We start from the raw sequence: 19,744 nt of genomic DNA, 5'->3' as shown, positions 1-19,744 counted from the left end.
CGCAGAACGTCATGCAGAGCGCAGCGAAGCATGACGTTCTTTTTTTGTCAACCAACTCACTCCGCCCCACCCAGGCAACCCCACCGCCGGGCCGTGCATCTCTTGAGCCAGCGCACTGTAATGAAACGCCGCCTGCGGCGATTACGCTGGCACACGGTACCTTCCGGCTCACATTTTACCTTTTCTGCAAAAAAGTATGGCCCTCACGATTACCAATCTTTCCAAAACGTACCCCAACGGGACGCAAGCCCTCAAGAACGTCACGCTCGACATTCCCAACGGGATGTTCGGCCTGCTCGGCCCCAACGGCGCGGGCAAATCCAGCCTGATGCGCACCATTGCCACCTTGCAGGATGCCGACACCGGCTCCATCATGCTCGATGACATCGACGTGCTGCGCGATAAAGAGGCCGTGCGCCGCGTGCTGGGCTATTTGCCGCAGGAGTTCGGGGTGTACCCCAGCGTGAGCGCCGAGGAGCTGCTCGACCACTTCGCCACCCTTAAAGGAATTGCCAACGGCCGGGAACGCAAGGAGATGGTAGCCGCCCTGCTGCACCAGACCAACCTCTACGATGTGCGCAAAAAGCACGTCGGCGGCTACTCCGGCGGCATGAAGCAGCGCTTCGGCATTGCCCAGGCCCTGCTCGGCAATCCGCGCCTCATCATCGTGGACGAGCCCACGGCCGGCCTCGACCCCGCCGAGCGCAACCGCTTCCACAACTTGCTTTCGGAGATTGGCGAAAACCTGGTGGTCATCCTCAGTACCCACATTGTGAGCGACGTAGCCGACCTGTGCCGCCACATGGCCATCATTAATAAGGGCGAAGTGCTGCTCACCGGCGACCCGGTTTCGGTGATGAGCAACCTGAAGGGCCGCATCTGGCGCAAGCTCATTGAGAAGGCCGAACTGCCGGCCCTGCAAGTCAGCCAGCAGGTCATCAGCTCGCGCCTGTTCGCGGGCAAAACCGTGGTCCACGTCCTGGCCGATGCGGCCCCGGACAGCGGGTTTGAGGCGGTGAATCCGGATTTGGAGGACGTGTATTTCTCGGAAATTAAAAATTATGAATTAAAGGTTAAAAATGGCCCCGTCATGGCCTAATGAGCTTATCTGGGCGGTTTGCGTCCACCTCATTTTTAATTTTTAATTCATAATTTTTAATTGACCACATGTTTCTTCCCATACTTCTCTTTGAAATTAAATACCGCCTCCGGCGGCCCGCCACCTGGATTTATTTCCTGCTGCTATTTGCCATGGCCTTTTTGCTGGTGACGGCGGCCGGCGGCGGCTTCGGCACGGGCGTGAAGGTGGCCATCGGCGGCGATGGCCAGACGGTGAAAATCAACGCCCCGTTCTCGCTCAACATCATCACGGCGGTAATTAGCGTGTTTGGGGTCATCATCGCCTCCTCGCTGATGGGCAACCCCGTGTACCGCGATTTTGAGTACCGCACGCACGCGCTGTTCTACACCACGCCTATCAGCAAATTGGGCTACTTGGGCGGGCGGTTTTTTGGCTCTTACCTGATTGCGGTGCTGGTATTCAGCGGCATTGGGCTGGGCGCGGCCGCGGCGGGCATCATGCCCTGGGTGGCGGCCGACCGGTTTCTGGCCGTGGCCCCGGCCGGGACCTACGTGTGGCCCTACCTCGTGCTGGTGCTGCCCAACCTATTCTTTTCGGGGGCTATTTTCTTCACCGGGGCCACGCTCACGCGCAACATTCTCACCGTTTACATCGGCTCGGTGCTGCTGCTGGTCCTATACACCATTGCCAGCAATTACCTACAGGACCTCAAAAATGAGCACCTCGTGGCCGCCCTCGATGCCTACGGTTTTGCCGCCCTTGAATTCACAACCCGGTACTGGACTTCGTTCGAGAAAAACCACTTGCTGCTGCCCCTTTCCAGCTACGTGCTGCTGAACCGCGCCGTGTGGCTGGGCGTTGGGCTGGGCCTGCTAGGCCTGTGCTACGCCCGGTTTCGATTCTCGTCTTTCGCTTCCGAGAAGCCGGAGAAAAAGTCCCGCCGCGCCGCGCAAGTGGCCGAAACGGACCTCGGGACCGGCCCGGCGGCCCAGCCCGCGGAGCTGCACCTGCCGCGCGTGACGCAGGTATTCTCGGGCGGCATGAGCCTGCGCCAGTGGTGGAGCCTCACCAAGCTGGAATTCCGGGGCATTGTGCGCAGCCGGGCTTTCGCGGCCATTGCGGGGGCGGGCATTATCCTGCTGCTGGCCACGTCGTCGCAGGTGGGCAAGACGTTCGATACGTCCACTTACCCCGTCACCTACGAGGTAGTACAGGCCATCACCGGCTCGTTTTTCCTCTTCTTTCTGGCCATCATTATTTTCTACAGCGGCGAGCTGGTGTGGCGCGAGCGCGAGGCCGGCGTGGCCCAGATTACCGATGCTGTGCCCGTGCCCAGCTGGGTGCCCTTGCTGAGCAAGCTGGCCGCGCTGGGGCTGGTGCAGGTGGTGCTGCTGGCCGTGGTGATGGTGTGCGGCCTGCTCATCCAGACCTTCAAAGGGTATTTTCACTACGAAATTGGTCAGTACCTGCAGGCCTTGTTCCTGTATGAGCTGCCGTTCCTGCTGCTGCTATGCGTGCTGAGCATGGTAACGCAGGTGGTGGTCAACAACAAGTACGTGGGCTTCGCGGTGATGGTGGTGTACTACGTGGCCAATCTGTTCCGCAGCCAGATTGGACTGGGGCACCGGCTGCTGGACTATGGCGGCGGCTCCAGCCCAGGACGGTATTCGGATATGAATGGCTACGGACACTTCCTGCCGGCCTTCTGGTGGACCAAGCTGCTGTGGGCTGGTGTGGCGCTGTTGCTGGTGCTGTTGGCCAGCCTGCTCTGGACGCGCGGCACTGACACCAGCGGCCGCCTGCGCGAAGCCCGCCGCCGCTGGAGCCCCGCCAGCAGCACCGCCCTGGCCCTGGGCCTGCTCATCAGCCTGGGTGCGGGCGGCTACATCTTCTACAACACCAATGTGTTGAATAAATACCTGACGCCCAAGGAAGGCGAGAAGCGCCAGGTTGCCTACGAGCAGCAATACCGCCGCCTCAAGGACGTGGCCCAGCCCCGCATCACGGCCGTGGATATGAACACGGAAATTTTCCCCAGCACCCGCGCCGTGCGCTTTCGCGGGCAGTTCACGCTGGTGAACAAGCACGCCCGCGCCCTCGATACCGTCATCGTGAGCATCCCGGTGGAGCAAAATCCCCGCGTGCATTCCCTCACCCTGGGCCGGCCCGGCCAGGCCACCCTGGCCCTGAACGACACCACCTACGGCGTGCGCCTCTACCGCCTGGCCCAGCCGTTGGCCCCCGGCGACTCGCTCATGCTCGGCATGGACATTCTGTATCAGGAGCGCGGCTTTCCCAGCTCGGGCTCCAATACCGACATCGTGTATAACGGCACCTTCATCAGTAGCAACTACCTGCCCGGCCTGGGCTACCGCGAGGGTGCTGAGCTGTCCGGCGACCAGGACCGCAAAAACTACGGCCTGAAGCCCAAGCCCCGCATGGCCCCCGTGAACGACCTGAATGCCCGCCAGAACACCTACATCAGCCAGGACGCCGACTGGATTCGCTTCCGCACCACCGTGAGCACCGAGGCCGACCAGACCGCCATTGCCCCCGGCTACCTGCAAAAAGAGTGGGTGAAAGACGGCCGCCGCTACTTCACCTACGTGATGGACCGACCCATGCTCAACTTCTACACCTTCCTCTCGGCGCGCTATAAAGAGGATAAGAGCCAGTGGGTTGACACGGCCGGGCACCGCACCATTCCCATCACCATCTACTACCAGCCGGGCCACGAGTACAACCTCCGGCGCATGGCCGAGGGCGCACGGGATGCGCTGGCGTATTGCTCCAAGAATTTCTCGCCCTACCAGCACCGCCAGCTGCGCATCCTGGAGTTTCCGCGCTACCAGGCCTTCGCCCAGAGCTTTGCCAACACAGTGCCCTTCTCCGAGGCTATCGGCTTCATTGCCAACGTGAATGACAAAGACCCCGAAGACCTGAACTACCCGTACTACGTGACGGCCCACGAAGTAGGGCACCAGTGGTGGGCGCACCAGGTCATTGGCGGCAACGTGCAGGGCAGCACGCTCCTGGCCGAAGCCATGGCCGAATACTCGGCCCTGATGGTGCTGCGGGCCCACAACGGCCCGGCCACTATGCAGCGCTTTCTCAAGTTCGATATGAACCGCTACCTCTCCGGCCGCGCCTTCGAGCAGAAGAAGGAAGTGCCGCTGGCGCTGGTCGAAAATCAACAGTACATCCACTACGCCAAGGGCTCGGTGGTGATGTACGGCCTGCAGGACTACTTGGGCGAGGCCACCCTGAATGCCGCCCTGAAGCAGTACGTGGCCACCGTGGCCTACCAGCAGCCGCCCTACACCAATTCCACCGAGTTCATCGGCTACCTGCGCCGCGCCGCCCCCGATTCGCTCCAGTCCTACCTCACCGACCAGTTCGAACGCATCACCTTGTACGACAACCGCGTGACGGCCGCCACCAGTAAAAAGCTGCCTGATGGCCGCTATCAGGTAGATTTCACGGTAAAATCGGCCAAGTTCTACGCCGACAGCCTGGGCACCCAGAAGCCCGCCGACCAAACCCGCGATGCCCTACCGCTGGCCATTTTCCCCGAAATGGGCAAGGATAAAAAGCCGGTTCCGCCGCTGCTCCTCACAAAGCGCCGCCTGCGCACCGGCGAGAACCAGCTACGCTTCGTGGTAAATAAAAAGCCTGCCTCCGTGTCCGTCGACCCTTACCATCTGATAATGGACCGCCAACTCGATGACAATACCAAAGACCTGTAGTCTTTGAAACACGGGCACACAAAAAATCCCCGGCCACTTTGGCCGGGGATTTTTTGCTTTCTAGTGATAATGCGAATACTTACTTGCGCACCTGGCGCAGGTCGTGCTTCACTTGCTTGTGGGCCGTTTTGAGGTAGCGCTTGAGCTGCTGCTTGCGCGATACCACGATAACGCGGGCATTGGTCAGGCTCACCGTCGACGCATCAGCGGCGGCATTCAGGGTCATCGCCTCATCGGCGTAGCCGGCGTAGGTTACGGTGGCTTGCAGCGCCCCGGCGTTGGCCGGTACCTCAAATTCGAACTCGCCGTCAGCATTGGTTACGGCCATTTGCTTGGTGCCCGTGAGGATGACCACCGCGCCGGGCAGCGGGCCGGCGGGGTTCGTGATTTTGCCGACGAGCGTCATTTTCTCCGGCTTGGTGCCGTTGGTACCCCCATCGGTATCAGTGGCCATAGCATAAGCCGTGCTGGCAAAAGCCCGTTGGGCCTGCGCCGTGAGCGAAACCAAGCTGATAGTGCAAGTAAAAACGGTGGCGGCGAGTACAGAGAAGAGGCACATCGGAGTAAGAATTATCTGGTGATTTTGAATGATACAAATGTCGTGTTGTATTTATGCGTTAATGGCCAGCTTAGCCCAATCAAGCCAAACGCCCGGCGAATGGCTGCATTTGCCAAATCAGTGACGTAACGGGGCGCTGAAAACAGAAAAAACCCTGGCCTCAAAGACCAGGGTTTCTTCAGAAAGCGAGTTGCAGAAAAAGGTGTTTGGTAAACAGGAGGAGGCGCAAAGCGGCAGTGAAAGAATCAGTTGGTAGCCGGTTCGCTATCACGGAGCAGGTACACTGAGCCCAACGCTTGCACAGCGGGCAGTCGCATTACTTCTTCGTGCAGGCCACCGTAGCCACAAGTCAGCTCCACTTCTTTGGTGTTGCTGGGTACGCGCAGCTCAAACTCGCCTTCCGAGTTGGTTACCACGATGGTACGGCTGCCGTGCAGCCATACCGTAGCTCCCGGCAACACGCCTTTCCGGCCCTGCACTACGCCGTGAATAACCTTGGTCGTAGCCGTTTTAGCGCCTTCCTCGGGGTCGGTGCCGGTTGTTTCTTCCGGCTTGCTACCTGGCTGGGTGTAGGCGTATTGCGCCTGGCTGGGCAGGGCGGCGAACAAAAGGCCGATGGCAGCAACGGTGGAGGTGAGGCCGGATTTCATAGCGTATTGCACTAATGAGATTATTTATTGAAGGATACAAACGTACAATAAAATCATAGCATGTTTCAAGTTTTTGTAATAATAAATTCACTTTTATTCTGGGATAAGCGCAATTGGTGGTCTGTGTTTAAACTTGGAGTTCATAAAAAAGCCTCCGCATCATAAATGCGAAGGCTTTTGGTTAGTGAGCAGGGAATAACCCGGCGGCTTGTCCACCATACCTGTCAGAGCGTAGGACGGCTCAGGCCACATTGCGCAGCCGTTCTTCCTGCCGAAAAATAAAATAGGAAAAGCCGTAGCAAAATAACGCCGTGAGCACCAGCAGTCCCACGAAAATCAGGTGCATCTGCCGGGTGGGCACCACCAGCGCCAGTCCGGCAATCAGCAGCCCGGCCACGCAGAAAACCATGCCGCCCACCCGGTGCGTGCGCGCCCACACAGTGGGGCTCTCCAGCGTCCAGGGCGTGCGGATGCCCACAAAGTAATTGGGCTGCACGGTGGTGAGGTAGTTGCCCATAAATGCCAGAAACACGCCTAGCAGCACCATCAGGCCCCGGCCATCGGTGCCGGGGTGCAGGCCCATATACAGGCCATAGCCTGCCAGCCCGCCCAGCATCACCACCATGGCCAGGCGCAGCTTCTGGAAGTTTACGCTGCTGCTATCGAGCCGGCGCTTGGGGTCGAGGTAGGGCAAAATGCTGAAAAACAGGGCCATGCCCAGCGGAAACCCCAGCGTGAGCAGCCACATGTGGTCGCGGCTGGTGTAGCCGTTGGCCTGCCCGCTACTGTCGAAGTGCGAGGGGACCTGCGCGGGCAGCTGTGGCCACACGTAGAGCAGGTACAGCGACGGGGCCAGCACCGCCACGAGCGTGAGCAATTGCCACAGGAGTAGATTCTTTTTCATGAGTACCGCAAAAAAGGAAGTGAAAAATTAGGATTTGAATTGATAAAGCCAGCCCAGCAGCTCATCAAAAACAGTCATGTTGAGGGTGTAGACCACGAACTGGCCCTGCTTCTGGCTGGTGACGAGGTCGGCCTGGCGCAGCAGGTCGAGGTGGTGGCTGATGGTGGGGGCCGAGAACTGGAACTGCTCGGCAATGGCCCCGGCGGTGGCCGGCCCACCGCGCAGCCGCTCCAGGATGGCGCGCCGCGTGGGGTCGTTCAGGGCTTTGAAAAGGGCATTCATAAGAAGTGTTTCAATGATTAGACAAATGTCTAAATAAAATCGGAATAAAAAAGCGCGGCTCCTGCAAAAGGAGCCGCGCGGCTAAAATAATTTTGTAGGGCCAACTGCTAGGCCGGCTGTTGCGCCGGGGCTTCGGCCGCCGTTTCGGGGCGGCGGCCCCAGGCGGCACTACAGCGGCTTTGCATCTGCTGGCGAAATTTTTCGCGGGCTTCGGGGCTGAGGTGCTCCATGCGGCCGGCCATGCGCTGCTTCCACTCGCGGCGCTTACGGGCCCAGACACCCGGCCGCCCCCCCCGGAACCCGCCGAACAGGATGCGGCTCAGCAGGAGCAGGCCATAGGTTTGGGCCAGCGAGATGGCCGGCAAACGGAACAGCGCCGGCATCAGCCAGTTCCAGAGGGCCTGCGTGGCAAACCCGGCGACGGCAACAAAAAGCGCCGCGAAAAAAAAGAAACGGAGGCCGCGTAACAGCCAGAATTTACGGTCCATGGTGAGTAGTGGTTAACGGCCAGTGATTAATGATTAATGGCTGTTTGATGTTGATTAACTAAGAAAATTAACCACTAACCATTGACCGTTAACCACTAATTAATTAGTCGGTGAATAATTCGGTGTAGAGCTTTTGCAGGCGCTTGCGCAGATGCAGCACCGCATAGTGCTTGCGCGAAATGAGCGTTTTGAGCGGCACCCCGGTTTCGGCCTCCATCTCCTTGAAGGTTTTGTCTTCCAGTTCGTGCCAGATAAATACCTCGCGCTGGGCCACCGGCAGCTCGGCCAGGGCTTCGCTGAGGGCTTCCATGAGGGTCTCGCGCAGCAGGCGGTTTTCGGGCGAGTCGTCGGGGGCGGGCAGCAGGTCGGCCAGCAGCAGGCCTTCGCCGTCGTCGCTGGCCTCGGCCGCGCCGAAAGCTGCCTCCAGGCTCACCGGCCGCTTGCGGCGGTAGAGGTCGGTGATGCGGTTGCGGGCCACCCGAAAGAGCCAGGCCGCCGCCTGCTCCACGGGCTTGAGCAGCCGGTAGCTTTCCACGAGTTCGGCAAAGACATCCTGCAGGAGGTCTTCGGCCTCGGCTTCGTCGGGAATGCGCCGCCGGATGAACTGCAGGAGGCGCGGGCGCTGCTGGCGCACGGCTTCGGCAATCTGGCGGTCTTGCTGCGAAGCCGTCATTGGCAGGAGGGGAGAGGGGAGCGAAAGTGCCATGGTTGTCATTCTGAACAAACAGACGCTGGCCCCTCGAAATTACTTTAAGTTTTGGATTCGATTGGCCTTAAAAAGTTGGCGAAGACGTACCCTGCGGCACGGCGAAAGGAGTAATCAGCTTGAGGCATAATAGCCTGCGCCAACACCATCGGCCGGCGCACGGCAGGAGTTGGCCATCAACTGCGTAATCTGCGCGAAATGCCTATTGGTTAGGGGGTAAAGCGGTATATTTGACCAGAATTGGGCACTCCGCCCATGGTCCTTTCCACCATTCATCATTATTTGTTTACCATATGAGATATTTCTATCATCTGGGTGTCACGGCGGGCCTGGTGGCTTTGCAGGCACTGCAGGCGGTCTCGGCCCTGGCCAACCCCTTCACGCCCGGCAACATCGTCATTGCCCGCGTGGGCGATGGTTCGGCATCCATTGCAAACGCGGCCGCCACGGCCGTATTTCTGGACGAATACACCCCGGCTGGCGTGTTGGTGCAGTCAGTAGCGCTGCCCACGTCCGTGAGCAGCACGGGCCGCAGCCTCACCGCCGCCGGCAATGCCCCTACGGAACTGGGCCTATCCCGTACCGGCAATGGCCGCAATCTGGTACTGGCCGGTTACGGTGCCGTTCCCGGCACGGCGGCCGTAGCTACTTCGCTGGCTACCGACGTGGCCCGCGTGGTGGGTGTGATTTCGCCGAGCGGCAACATTGACACCAGTACGGGCCTGGGCGACGCTTTTGATGGGGCCAACGTGCGCGCCGTGGCCTCGCCTGATGGCGTGAGCTTTTACGTGGTGGGCAGCGACTCGGGGGTGGAGTACACCACCCTCGGCGCCTTCAGCCCCACCCGCATAGATGCCGGCCCGAACAGCCTGCGCGGGGTCAGAATCGCCGGTGGCGACCTATATGTGTCGGCCAATAGCAGCCCCAACTTCGGCCTCAGCAAGGTGGGCACCGGCCTGCCCACCGCGGCGGGCCAGGCCGTGACGGTGCTGCCCGGCTTTCCGGCAGCCACGGCGGGCTCCAGCCCCAATGGCTTTTTCTTTGCCGACCTGAGCCCGGCCGTACCAGGTTTGGATGTGGTGTACGTGGCCGATGGTCGTAGCGGCACCGGCAACGGCATCCAGAAATGGAGCCTGGTGGCGGGCAGCTGGGTGTTGAATGGCACCATTGCCGGCACTTCGAGCACGGGCCTGAGTGGCATCGATGGCAACCCCAATGCTGCCGGTACTGGCGTTTCGCTGGTGGCCAGCAGCCCTGCCAGCCTCTATATTCTGGCCGACAATACCGGCTACAACGTGGCCCCCACACAAACTGCGCTGCCCACGCCGGCGGCCCGGGCGGCCACCAATACGGCCTTTCGCGGCATTGCCTTTGCGCCGGTGGCGCCGGCTCCGGTCATTGCCAGCATCAGTCCCACAAGTGGCCTGGTGGGCGCGACCGTGACGGTAACGGGCTCGTTCTTCACCGATGCCTCGGTAGTGACGCTGAACGGCGTGGTCATCACGACCTTCACCGTGGTCGATGCCAATACCATCACCTTCGAGGTGCCAGTTGGCGCTACTTCGGGCACCATTGCCGTGACCACGCCCGGCGGCACGGCCACCAGCGCGGGCACGTTCACGGTGCTGGCTCCCAACCCGATGCCCACCATTGCCAGCCTCGCACCCAATACGGCGGTGGCCGGGAGCGCCAGCCTGCCGCTCACGGTGAACGGCACGGGCTTCGTGAGCGGTTCCATGATAACCTTCAACAATACCGCCCTCACCACGGCCTTCGTTTCGGCCACGCAGCTTACGGCCACGGTGCCGGCAGCAGCCCTGGCTACGGCCGGCAGCTACAACGTCACCGTGACGAGCCCGGCTCCGGGCGGAGGTACTTCGGCCGCCGTGGCCTTCACGGTAACTGTGGCCGCGCCCACCATCACCAGCTTCACGCCCACTACGGGCGGGCCGGGCACTGTTGTTGCCATCACCGGCACCAACCTGACGGGCGCTACGGTCGTGCGTATCGGCAATTTCAACGTGCCCGTCTTCATGGCAACGTCGGCCACCAGCATTAGCCTCACCCTGCCGGCTGGCACGGGCAGCGTGAACGGCTACCTGGCCGTGACCACGCCCGGCGGCACGGCCACCAGCACGGCCTTGTTCAACCTGGTATCGGCTACTACGGCGGCCACGGCTCTGCCCGGCCTCTCGGTGTTCCCGAACCCCGCCACCGACCGCCTCACGGTGGAGCTGCCCTCGGCGGCTCCCGCCACGGTGGCCCTGCGCGACCTGACCGGCCGCCTGGTGCTGGCCCCCGCCGCGCTCGGTGCCGACCACCAGCTGCTACTGCCGGCCTCGCTGGCTACCGGTGTGTATCTGCTCGAAGTGAAGCAGGGCGCGGCTACGGCCACGCGCCGCATCGAGAAGCAATAGCCGCCGCTGCTACGATAGCTGGTTATTCGTTAAAAAGCCCTTTCCGGTCTTCGGAAAGGGCTTTTTGCGTTAAGGGTAATGAAAATGTATACGACTTACGCGCCCGGCATTGTGGCCCTCACGGCCAGGGCTGCCGCCTCGGCCGTGAGGGCGGCCAGCCGCGCCCGAAGCAGGTGCCAGCGCGTAGTGGACTCCGTCGGCAGTGGGCGGGCGTGCCGTGTCAGCCAGCCCGTCAGCCAGATTCCCCGGCCGGGGTTGTCGGGGTCGGGGGCGATGTCGGCCGCCGCTTGCCGCAGGGCGGGCAGGTCTTGAGCCCAGTGCCGGGCCACGCGGGCCTGCTGTTCGATGACAGCCATTTCCTTCGCGCAGCCAATGGCTTAGTGCTGGCACACGCGCCGCCGAAAATCCAGTTCCGAAGCGTCGGGCTCCGGCGCGGGGGCGGCTTCGGGGGCCGGCAAGTGCTGCACCAAGGAATGCTATGAAGACCTCAGATGTAAGGCGGCGGCGGCCCGTTTCGACGGACCGAATCAGTTCCAGGCTAAGGCCCAGGTACAAAGCCAGCGCGGTCTGGTCCAGCCCAAACAAGGCCCGCGTCCGGGCCAGCGAATTAGCCGAAGGAGCAGCGCGGCGGGCCATAAAGAATGTGTACAGGTGTTTTTGATTTTTTAAAATTACTGGTACAGAATTTTGCCATAATTAGCCCAGAAATACGGAAGCTTGATTACCTCTCTTTTCATACACAATACCCTAGTAAGGTCATTTCAGGGATAAGACATGTTCCTCAAACCCACAAAAAAAAGCCCCGGCTGCGAAGTGCAGCCGGGGCTTTTAGCAAGGAGCAGCGGAGGTTATTCCACGGCTACTTTGGTGGTCAGCTTCAGGCCTTCCGGCGTGGTCCAGGTGGCTATATACATGCCGCTGGCCAGCACCTTGGTGGGCTGAATGGTGATTTCAGCGGTGCCGGCGGCTACCGTCTGGGTGAGCACCACGCGGCCCACGCCATCGAGCAGGCGTACCGTGCCGCCCGCACCGGCCAGGTTGAGGGCAGCCAGCTGGAAGCCGGTACCCGCAGCCGGGTTGGGGTAAGCCAACAGGGACGGTGCAGCCGCTTTGCCATCGAAGCGCACGGTGGCCACGGGCGAGTAAGCAAATTTGCCGTCCAGGTCCACCTGGCGCAGACGGTAGTAGCTCAGGCCGCCCAGGGGGGCCGTGTCGAGCGTGCTGTACTCGTGGCGGGCAGTGGTGCTGCCCTGGCCATTCACCCGGCCAATTTCGGTGAAGAACTGGCCGTTGGCGGAGCGCTCTACCGCGAAATAGTCGCTGTTTTTTTCCGAGGCCGTAACCCAAGCAACCTGTACGGCCGTGCCCTGGCGGACTGCCGAGAACTGCACCAGCTCAACGGGCAGCGGCGCGGTGCCGGAGAGGGGGTTATCCACCGCGTTGGTGGAACCGAGGGTGAAGAGCGAATTGGCATCGATGGTGGTAGTGCCCTGGCCCGAGGTGGTGTAGCCACGGGGAAAATCAGGCGAGAACACCCCGGAACCCAAGGTTGAAATCCAGGTGCTGGTCCCCAAAAGCGGGGCGGAGGTGTAAGCTACCCGCAGGTTGCCGGGCACGTTCACTTCCTCGTCCACCACATCGTTGTTGAAGCTGAGCTGCACGGTGGGCTGGTCGATGGTACCGGACTTCAGCTGGATGCGGTAGTAGCGGTTGGCCGACAGGTTCGAAAGCGAGGCATCGACTTTGCCAGCGGGCTTGCCGTTGATAATTTCAACCAGCACAACCGGGCTATTAGAAAGAGTGCCCAATTGATTGATGCTAACCGGGCGGTAGCGCTGGCCGGCACCCACGGGGAATACACGGAGGGTACCTACTTCATTGGGCAGGGTAATGGCCAGGCGGCCGGCTACGTACGAGGTCAGTGTGTTACCCACAATCGGCTGGAAGCCTTGGTTGTCGAGGTACAGAACGTTGCCGGTATTGGTACCCGTGTTGATAACGCCGTTCTGCATGGTGAGCAGGTTGCCGACATGCACGTCAGTGGCCGTGCCCAGCACAAGGGCATTGCTGCCCAGCTTTTGAAGGTCGAAGAAGCTCGTGTTGCCGTTGATGAGGTGGTTCGCATCCGTGATAAACTGTACCAAGCTACTGCCCGCAGTGAAGGTGCCCCGGTTGGTGAAGTTGGCCCGCAGCACCATGTTGGAGCTCGACGCGTTGAAGCTGCCGCCGCTCAGGTTGGTGTAGTCGCCGTCTACGTGCATCACGTTGCTGGTCGTGGCGGTGTAAGTGCCGGAGTTGGAGAAGGTGCTCCGGGCATTCACGGTGCCGCTGCTGGTCGTGAGTGTACCCGTGTTGGTAAAGTCGCTGGCCACGTTCAGGCTGCCAATACCGCCGGTGTAGGTTCCGCTGTTGCTGAAAGTGGTGCCAACGGCTACGCTGCCCGTGCCGGTATTGGCCTTGTACGTGCCCGTGTTGGTGAATGAAGTGCCCACCGTTACCGCGCCACTGCCCATGTTGAGCGTGCCCGCGTTGGCGAGCGACGTGCCAATGGCTACCGCGCCGGCCCCGAGGTTGAGGCGGCCGGTGCTGCCGGTGGCCAAGGATGCGCCAGTGGTCAGGGTGCCATCGTTCAGGTTCAGGGTGCCATTCAGACTGGCTCCGCTCGTGCCCGAGGTCAGGACAATGCTCTGGTTGGTGCTGTTGTCCACCGTCGTATTAGCGGCTACCGACAGCAGGCCATTGATGGTCAGGTCGAGGTTGGTCAGCTGCTTGGCGTTGCCGCCCGACAGGGTCAGGTTGTTATACGTATCGCGGGCGGGCAATTGCACCGCGCCCGTGAAGTCTACCGTGCCGGTGTTGGCCGCCACAAAATTGGCGTAGTTGCCGGCCGGGAAGATGGCCGAGCCAATGCGGATTGTCCCTGTGCCGCTCACCGTGTTGAAGTTGTTGGCGAGGTAAGTGCCCAGGTCGAGGATGCCGTCCAGCTTCAGCGTAGCGGCCCCAAGGCCTGCGCTGTTGCTAACGATGAAGTGGCCGGGGCGAATTACCACCGGGTTGGCCAGCGTAGGCGTAGTCGTGGGAACCGTGGAGGGGTTCGAGCCGTCCGCGTTGCTGGTCCAGGCCAGGGGGTCGGTCCAGTTGGCCCCGCCGGCCGTGCCAGCCGTCGAGTTGCGGCTGTAGAAGGTAGGCACCGCGCCGAATTCCGAAGTCTCGCCGCCGGTGTAGTCGCCGTCGATGTAGTTCACGCCCGTGTTGGTGAGCGTGTTGTTCGTCGTGTTTACCGCGCTGGTCGAGATGCCGCCGTTAGGCACCCAGGCACCATTCAGGAAGCGGCCCAGCTTGTAAAGGCTTTCGTTGCCGTTCACGTCGTTGCCAGCGCTGAAATCGTAGTAAGTAAACACCTGCGTCACCGTGGGCGAGGCTAGGCCTGTGCTGCCCACTTTCCAGTAGTAGCTCAGCTCTTTGGCGGCCGGGTCGGTGGTGGAGGGGTGGGCCAGGTCGATGGGCTGCACCGTGATGCTACCGGGCGACGAGCTGGCCGTCACCGTCATCTGCACGGGCGTGTACTTGGTCACCACGGCCGCGCCTATTGGGAAGGTGAAGGCCGGGCTAGCGCCGGAGGGGAAGTTCTTCTGCACGCCCAGGTCGGCCACAATGCCGTTGGTGCGAATGCAGCGCGTGGTGCTGAACGTGCCGGTCACGGCACCAACGGCCGTGTTGCTCAGCAATAAGAGGTTCGAGCCGATGAAGAATACGCCATTGCTTAGCGTCAGGACGTTGGTCACTTCCTGGTTGGCCGTGCTGGTGGCTCCGGCCGCGTTGTTGAGGGTCAGGTTGCCGAATTTGCCCAGGCCGCTGCCGCCGATGGTCTGGTTTACGCTGCCGCCTAAAGTGAGGCTGCCGCTGCCGCTGCTGGTATGCACGGCCGAGTTCAGCACGTCGCCCAGCGCCGTGATGGTTTTGCCGTTATCGTCCAGCGTGCCCTTGGTGAGGGCGAGGGTGCCGAACACTTGGGCATTGCCACCCAGTTGCAGGGTGCCGTTGGTTTGCGCGTTGTTCACCACCAGGCCCCCGAAGGCCGTGAGGTTGCCAGCAACGCTCACCAGCTTTTGTAGGGCGGGGCCCTTGCCGGTGAAGGTGGTGGTTTGCGTGGCCAGGGTGGGCTGGAAGCCGCCCGTGGTCAGGCTGGCGTTGGCCAGCGTGTTGTTGTTAATGAGGTCCTGGTCAATGTTCAGCGGCAGGCCGTTGGCATTGAAGAAGGAACTGACGTTGCGAATGGTGAGCGAGCCTTTGAGGCTCAACGCACCCGTGCCCACCTGCTTGCCCGTGTTCGTGTTGGTGCCGCTGGATACACCCTCTACAATCAGGTTATAAAGCGGAACGGCCGAGTTTACGGTAAGCGTCACGCTGCCGACAGCGGCAGCCGTATTGCCCAGCACCACCGCGCCGCCGGTTACCACCGTCGAGTCGGGAGCCAGGTAAAGGTCGGCCGTGGTGACAGGCGACTTCAGGTTCGAGCGGTGCAGGTTCAGGAAGCCGTCGCTCATGCGGAAGATGCTGCCCACACCCTGCACTTCAAACAGGCCGCGCTCGTTGTTGTAAGTAGCCGAAGCCCCCAAACCCTTGATGTCGGTAATGCCACCGCTCTGGTCATAGCGCAGCGAACCATCGAGGTTGTTGATGGTGCGGCGAATCTGGCCGTTCACGTTCAGGGTAGCGGTCGAGGTGGGGTTGTTGTTGCCTACCCGCAGGGTGGGCGCGCCGGCGCTGGCATATTCAAGGTCGTTGCCGGCGGCGATAGCCGGGTCGCCCACGTTCAGGGTGCCTTGCAGCACGTTTATCTCGCCCGCCAGCTTCAAATCCGAAGCCGCGTTATTGGCCGTTGCAATCGTCACTTTGGCCGTGGCAGCATCTACCGTCAGGCCCGCGTTATCGGTAATGAGGTAGGTAGTGGCGGCGTCGTGAACGGTCAGCGTACCGGTAGCCTTTGCGTAGCGCAGGGTGCCGTTATTCAGCGTCAGCCAGCCACTGGTTGGCGTGGTCAGTGTACCGGCCACGTCCAAGTTCAGCAGGGCAGCGCGCCCGATGCCCTTGTTCAGCGTGAGCGTGTACAGCGTCGTGTTCGCCCCGGCATTGGTACCGGTGATGTTGCTGGTGCTGGTACCCGTGAAGGTCAGGTTGACCTTGCTGGTTTGGCCAAAGTTGAGCGTCCCGTTGTTGGTCACCGAGCCCGTGATGGTGATGGCGTTGGCCGTCGTGGTGGCCCCGCCACCGCTGGCATCAAACGTGGCCCCGGCATCAACCTGCATGTCCTGGTTGAGCTGCAAGGTTTGCGCGGTGCCATTGGCGAAGCGGAGCTTGCCGTATTTCACGGCCAGCAGGTTGTCGATGCGCAGCGTCCGGGCCGCCGCGCCATTGAGCGATGCGGTGCCCGTGGTACCGGTCGAAATACCGGAAGTCATGCTGTCGAAAATGCGCAAATCCACGTTGGGCAGCGTAATCAAGGCCCCGTTGGCCGGGCTCAGCAGCAGGTTGCAGTAAGAACCCAGCGAGAGCGAAGTCGAAATGGTAGGCAGCGTGAAGTCGAAGCCACTGGTGTAATACTCCACCGTGCCGCCGCCGGGCAGCAGGAAGGAGCCGAAGTCGCCGCCGGGGAAGGTGGGCGCTGACGTTGTGGCAGAGGTGATGCGCAGCCGGCCCAGGCCGCTGGCCTTACCATCGGGCAGGGCCCCGAAGTTATGGCTGGTGGTAGCGCCCACGTCCAGCGTCGAGCCCGTGTCAATAATCAGCGAGCCCGCCGTAGCGGTGTTCTGCTTCACGGTAACAACGTGGTTGTAAGTACCCGCCAGGCCAATCACCACGGGGTTGCCCGGGCCAGGCTTGACAGTGGCTGCCGCCCCCGTAAATTTCAGCGTCGGGTCAGTGCTCCAGGTGCCGGGGGTTTCCCAGTCGCCCGAGCCCCGGGAGTAATACACCGTAACCGGGCCGAACGCGGCTGAAACCCCGGCCGTGAACTCGCCGTCAAACTGGCTGAGCGCGGCTCCGGTCCTGAAGGCGATATCTGACGTAGGGTTGCTGGATGTCACCAGTGAAGTTGTTCCGGTCGCCTTCCACGAAGTAGTGCTGGGCGTGTAATAGCCCGGGATGTAACCGGTCGTAGTGCCGTTGGTTGTGTTAAGCGCATCGCTCAGTCGGGCTGTGAAGGTCGCCGTGATACCGTTGGCCGGGATGGAGCCGGGGGTAAATCCGATGCTGCGCACCTTCCAGTAGTAGCTGAACGCGTTGTTGCTGCCGCTCAGGAAGGGGTTGCGCTTATCGGTTGGGCTCACGCTCACCTGGCCATATTTACCATTGTTGGTGGCGCTGTTGAGCGAGATGGTGGCCGGCGTGTATTTCGTGCCGGTGCCCACCGGAAATATCACCGACGAATTGCTGCCGTAGGTGCGCTGCAAGCCAAGGTCGCTCTGGTTGCCAGCCGTCTGAATAAAGCGCTGAGTGCCAAAGCTGCCCCCTGGTGCGGTCAGGGCGTCCGAAGGCACTACATTCGTCAGCGACAGTCGGTTTGCGCCAATGGAGAAAATATGCAGGCTATTCATGTTGAGCGTGCTGGCCACGCTGATGTTAGCGGCCAGCTTCACGGCTACCACGCCGGCGGTGGTAGTCCCCGAGCCCATCGTGTTATCAATAGTCAGGTTGCCAAATACCCCCGTGCCGTCGCCGCCGATGGTTTGCAGGGCCGAGCCCGCCATCGTGATGCTGCCGTTGCCGGTGTGGGATGCGCTGTTATACATGTCGCCCAGCACATTGATGACCAGGCCGCCATCGTTCAGCACCCCGTTCAGGATGTTGAGCTTGGCGGTGGCCGGCACGTAGTAGTTGTATGCGCCTCCCAGCGTAAGGGTGCCCGCCGCTTTGTCAATTGTCCAGTTATTGAATGTGGCCCGGCCGGCCGTTGCCCCGATGAGGCCGTTGTTTACCAACTGCTGGTCTTTGAGGCCGCTGAAGATGGTCGTGTTGTTCCCGGGCAGGTACGTGCCGTTGGGGCCTACCTTGAGCGTGCCCTGAATGGTGATGTCCTGGCCGGCGGCGTCGAACGTGGCCGCGTTGGCCCCATCGATGTTAAAGTTGTTCAGCACCGTGAGCGGCTGGATGGTCGTGGTTTCACCAGCGAATACCACCGTCATGGCCGAAAGCAACGCCTTGCTGCTGCCACCGGCCGTGGGCTTGGTAATGCTCAGGTTCCATAGCGGGGCTGTGCTCAGAATGGTGCCGTTGTTTGCCGTGTTTGGCAGGAAGAGCTTAATAGTACCCCCCGTAATGCTGGCATTGTTGATGTTCACGCCAACGTGGAAAAAACCATCGCCGGAACCGTTCGGATTGTACACCTCAATGGTACCGCCCGACATGCGGAAGGCCTGCGTGGTGTAGGGGATGGCGAAGCGGGCAAACTGGTCATCGAAAGATGACGCGAGTACTTTGCCCGTAACCTGCATCAGACCGCCCGTCATCGTGAACGAGCCCCGGTGCGTAGTGGCCGTGCTGGAAGGACGGAATTTGTTGACAATGAGCTGGCTGCCGCTGCCTTCAATCAGCAGTTGGGCATCTTCGCGGATTACCATGCCGCCATCGTTGTTATCGCTCGTCAGCTTGCCCGCGCTGATGCGCAGAATACCATATATAACAAAGAGCGAGGCGTTGTCATTCACTACCGTGGCACCTGCCACCCATAGTGTTGGACTAGTAAGCGACGACCCCAGTTCGAACCAACCATTACTATAGGCAAGGTTGGGCGTGGACTTGCCATTATGAATCTTGCTCAGGTAAACGTTATTACCTAGCTTGGTGATGCCGTTCTTAAGTATCAGAATGTCTCCGGCAACCGTCGAGTTCAGCCGCAGGTTGCCGAAAATGGTCCCTAACACGTCGTTCGACGACGTTACATTAAGCAGCACCTGGCTATCAACGCCTTTGTCTACCTGTAGCGCGCCCAAATCCGTTGGGCCGTTGCAGGCGAAATTGGCATCGGTAGTACCCGTAAAATTGAGTAGCACGGCCTCAGTGGCAGTAAAGAACTTCATCACCCCGTTATTGGTCAGGCTACCATAGGCGTTCAGCGTATGCGTGGTAGTGCTAGCCGTAGCCCCCATTGTATTACCAACTCCCAGCGTAATGTCACCCAAAACATTCAGCGTGCGCGTGGTCGCGTTGTTCCCAAGGTTGAACGTGATGGCAGATGCAGGAGTCTTACTGACCGGGGTAGGAGCTGGAAATGTCGCGGCGTTGGTCCGCAACATTACCAGGCTACCATTCAGCGTCAGGTCGCTGTTGAGCGAGACCCCGTAGGCTACGGCCTTTGTGTTCAGGAAGCGCAAGTTGTTATAAAGGCCCGAACCCGGTATCGGCAAGGCCGAGGTACCAGCGGCCCAGTCATAAAACTCGACGGTGCCCGTATTGGCATCGTCGAAGTTGTTGGTGCCCACCGTAGGAAAATACGGTCCTGCAATGCGCAGCGTACCCTGGCCCCCCAGGCTGGCCAGGCTAGGCAGCTGGTTGGTAGCGTTGACAAGGTTGAGCACCCCGCCTTTTTGCACTGTCACATTCAAGCCAGTGGCCGCCACCGGGTTTCTTACAGATAGCACGAAACTATTGGTAATTACCACGTTATCATTATTGCCCGGCACCCGGGCGTTGATACTGGTTGAGCCCGTAGGGTCAGTTGTCCAGGAGTATGTTGCATCCCAGTCGCCGCTGGTTCCGCCACCATTGAACGTATACAAGGTCTGACCCATTGCCAACGTACTCCAAAATATGGATAATAATCCAAGTAAGAATGGTTTCATGAAAAGAATGAATGGTGAATAATTTGGTAAAAAGGTTGAGGTTAGATGTTGGAGAAATGTGGTTATAGTTC

The 19,744-nt window shown here is 60.7% G+C and carries 11 protein-coding genes; 3 read left to right on the top strand and 8 right to left on the bottom strand.

The genetic code is table 11. The features are described from left to right. Nucleotides 1–196 precede the first annotated feature (196 nt). Both ACVWYF_RS15310 and ACVWYF_RS15305 read left to right on the top strand, forming a co-directional pair. A complete protein-coding gene (locus tag ACVWYF_RS15310) occupies nt 197–1,099 on the top strand; it encodes an ABC transporter ATP-binding protein (protein WP_457069502.1) in 903 nt (300 codons plus the stop codon). A 68-nt stretch (nt 1,100–1,167) separates the two neighbouring features. Then, the gene (locus ACVWYF_RS15305; protein ID WP_457069500.1) at nt 1,168–4,827 is read left to right on the top strand and encodes a M1 family aminopeptidase; all 3,660 of its coding nucleotides are present in this window, start codon (nt 1,168–1,170) and stop codon (nt 4,825–4,827) included. Between the two features lie 79 nt (nt 4,828–4,906). Here the strand turns inward: ACVWYF_RS15305 and ACVWYF_RS15300 are convergent, their stop codons facing one another. The 6 genes from ACVWYF_RS15300 to ACVWYF_RS15275 form a co-directional block, all read right to left on the bottom strand. Then, nucleotides 4,907–5,386, bottom strand: coding sequence for a carboxypeptidase regulatory-like domain-containing protein (locus ACVWYF_RS15300; RefSeq protein WP_457069498.1), 480 nt, complete (start codon nt 5,384–5,386; stop codon nt 4,907–4,909). Nucleotides 5,387–5,631: 245 nt separating this feature from the next. After that, nucleotides 5,632–6,036: a hypothetical protein gene (locus ACVWYF_RS15295; protein WP_457069496.1), complete on the bottom strand. Its 405-nt coding sequence runs from the start codon at nt 6,034–6,036 to the stop codon at nt 5,632–5,634. 241 nt (nt 6,037–6,277) lie between these two features. Then, nucleotides 6,278–6,940 carry an SdpI family protein gene (locus ACVWYF_RS15290; RefSeq protein ID WP_457069494.1) on the bottom strand — a complete coding sequence of 221 codons (663 nt, stop codon included), beginning with the start codon at nt 6,938–6,940 and terminating at the stop codon, nt 6,278–6,280. A 27-nt stretch (nt 6,941–6,967) separates the two neighbouring features. Next, nucleotides 6,968–7,222, bottom strand: a complete 255-nt coding sequence (locus ACVWYF_RS15285) for an autorepressor SdpR family transcription factor (RefSeq protein WP_342295971.1) — start codon at nt 7,220–7,222, stop codon at nt 6,968–6,970. 107 nt (nt 7,223–7,329) lie between these two features. Continuing rightward, entirely contained in the window at nt 7,330–7,710 is a 381-nt protein-coding gene (locus ACVWYF_RS15280; RefSeq protein ID WP_457069492.1) for a hypothetical protein, read from the bottom strand. A gap of 103 nt (nt 7,711–7,813) precedes the next feature. Continuing rightward, entirely contained in the window at nt 7,814–8,383 is a 570-nt protein-coding gene (locus ACVWYF_RS15275) for an RNA polymerase sigma factor (RefSeq protein ID WP_457069490.1), read from the bottom strand. A gap of 326 nt (nt 8,384–8,709) precedes the next feature. On the opposite strand from ACVWYF_RS15275, the gene ACVWYF_RS15270 reads away from it, so the two are divergent. Further along, nucleotides 8,710–10,833 (top strand): beta strand repeat-containing protein, encoded by a 2,124-nt coding sequence (locus ACVWYF_RS15270; protein WP_457069488.1) that lies wholly within the window; start codon nt 8,710–8,712, stop codon nt 10,831–10,833. A gap of 95 nt (nt 10,834–10,928) precedes the next feature. On the opposite strand, the gene ACVWYF_RS15265 is transcribed toward ACVWYF_RS15270, so the two are convergent. Next, a complete protein-coding gene (locus tag ACVWYF_RS15265; protein ID WP_457069486.1) occupies nt 10,929–11,189 on the bottom strand; it encodes a hypothetical protein in 261 nt (86 codons plus the stop codon). A gap of 492 nt (nt 11,190–11,681) precedes the next feature. Further along, nucleotides 11,682–19,622 (bottom strand): beta strand repeat-containing protein, encoded by a 7,941-nt coding sequence (locus tag ACVWYF_RS15260; RefSeq protein ID WP_457069484.1) that lies wholly within the window; start codon nt 19,620–19,622, stop codon nt 11,682–11,684. Between the last annotated feature and the right edge of the window lie 122 nt (nt 19,623–19,744).

The organism is Hymenobacter sp. UYAg731 (assembly GCF_054061335.1).
The sequence above is the reverse complement of the archived record's forward strand: the minus strand, read 5'-3'. Positions and strand labels throughout refer to the sequence as shown.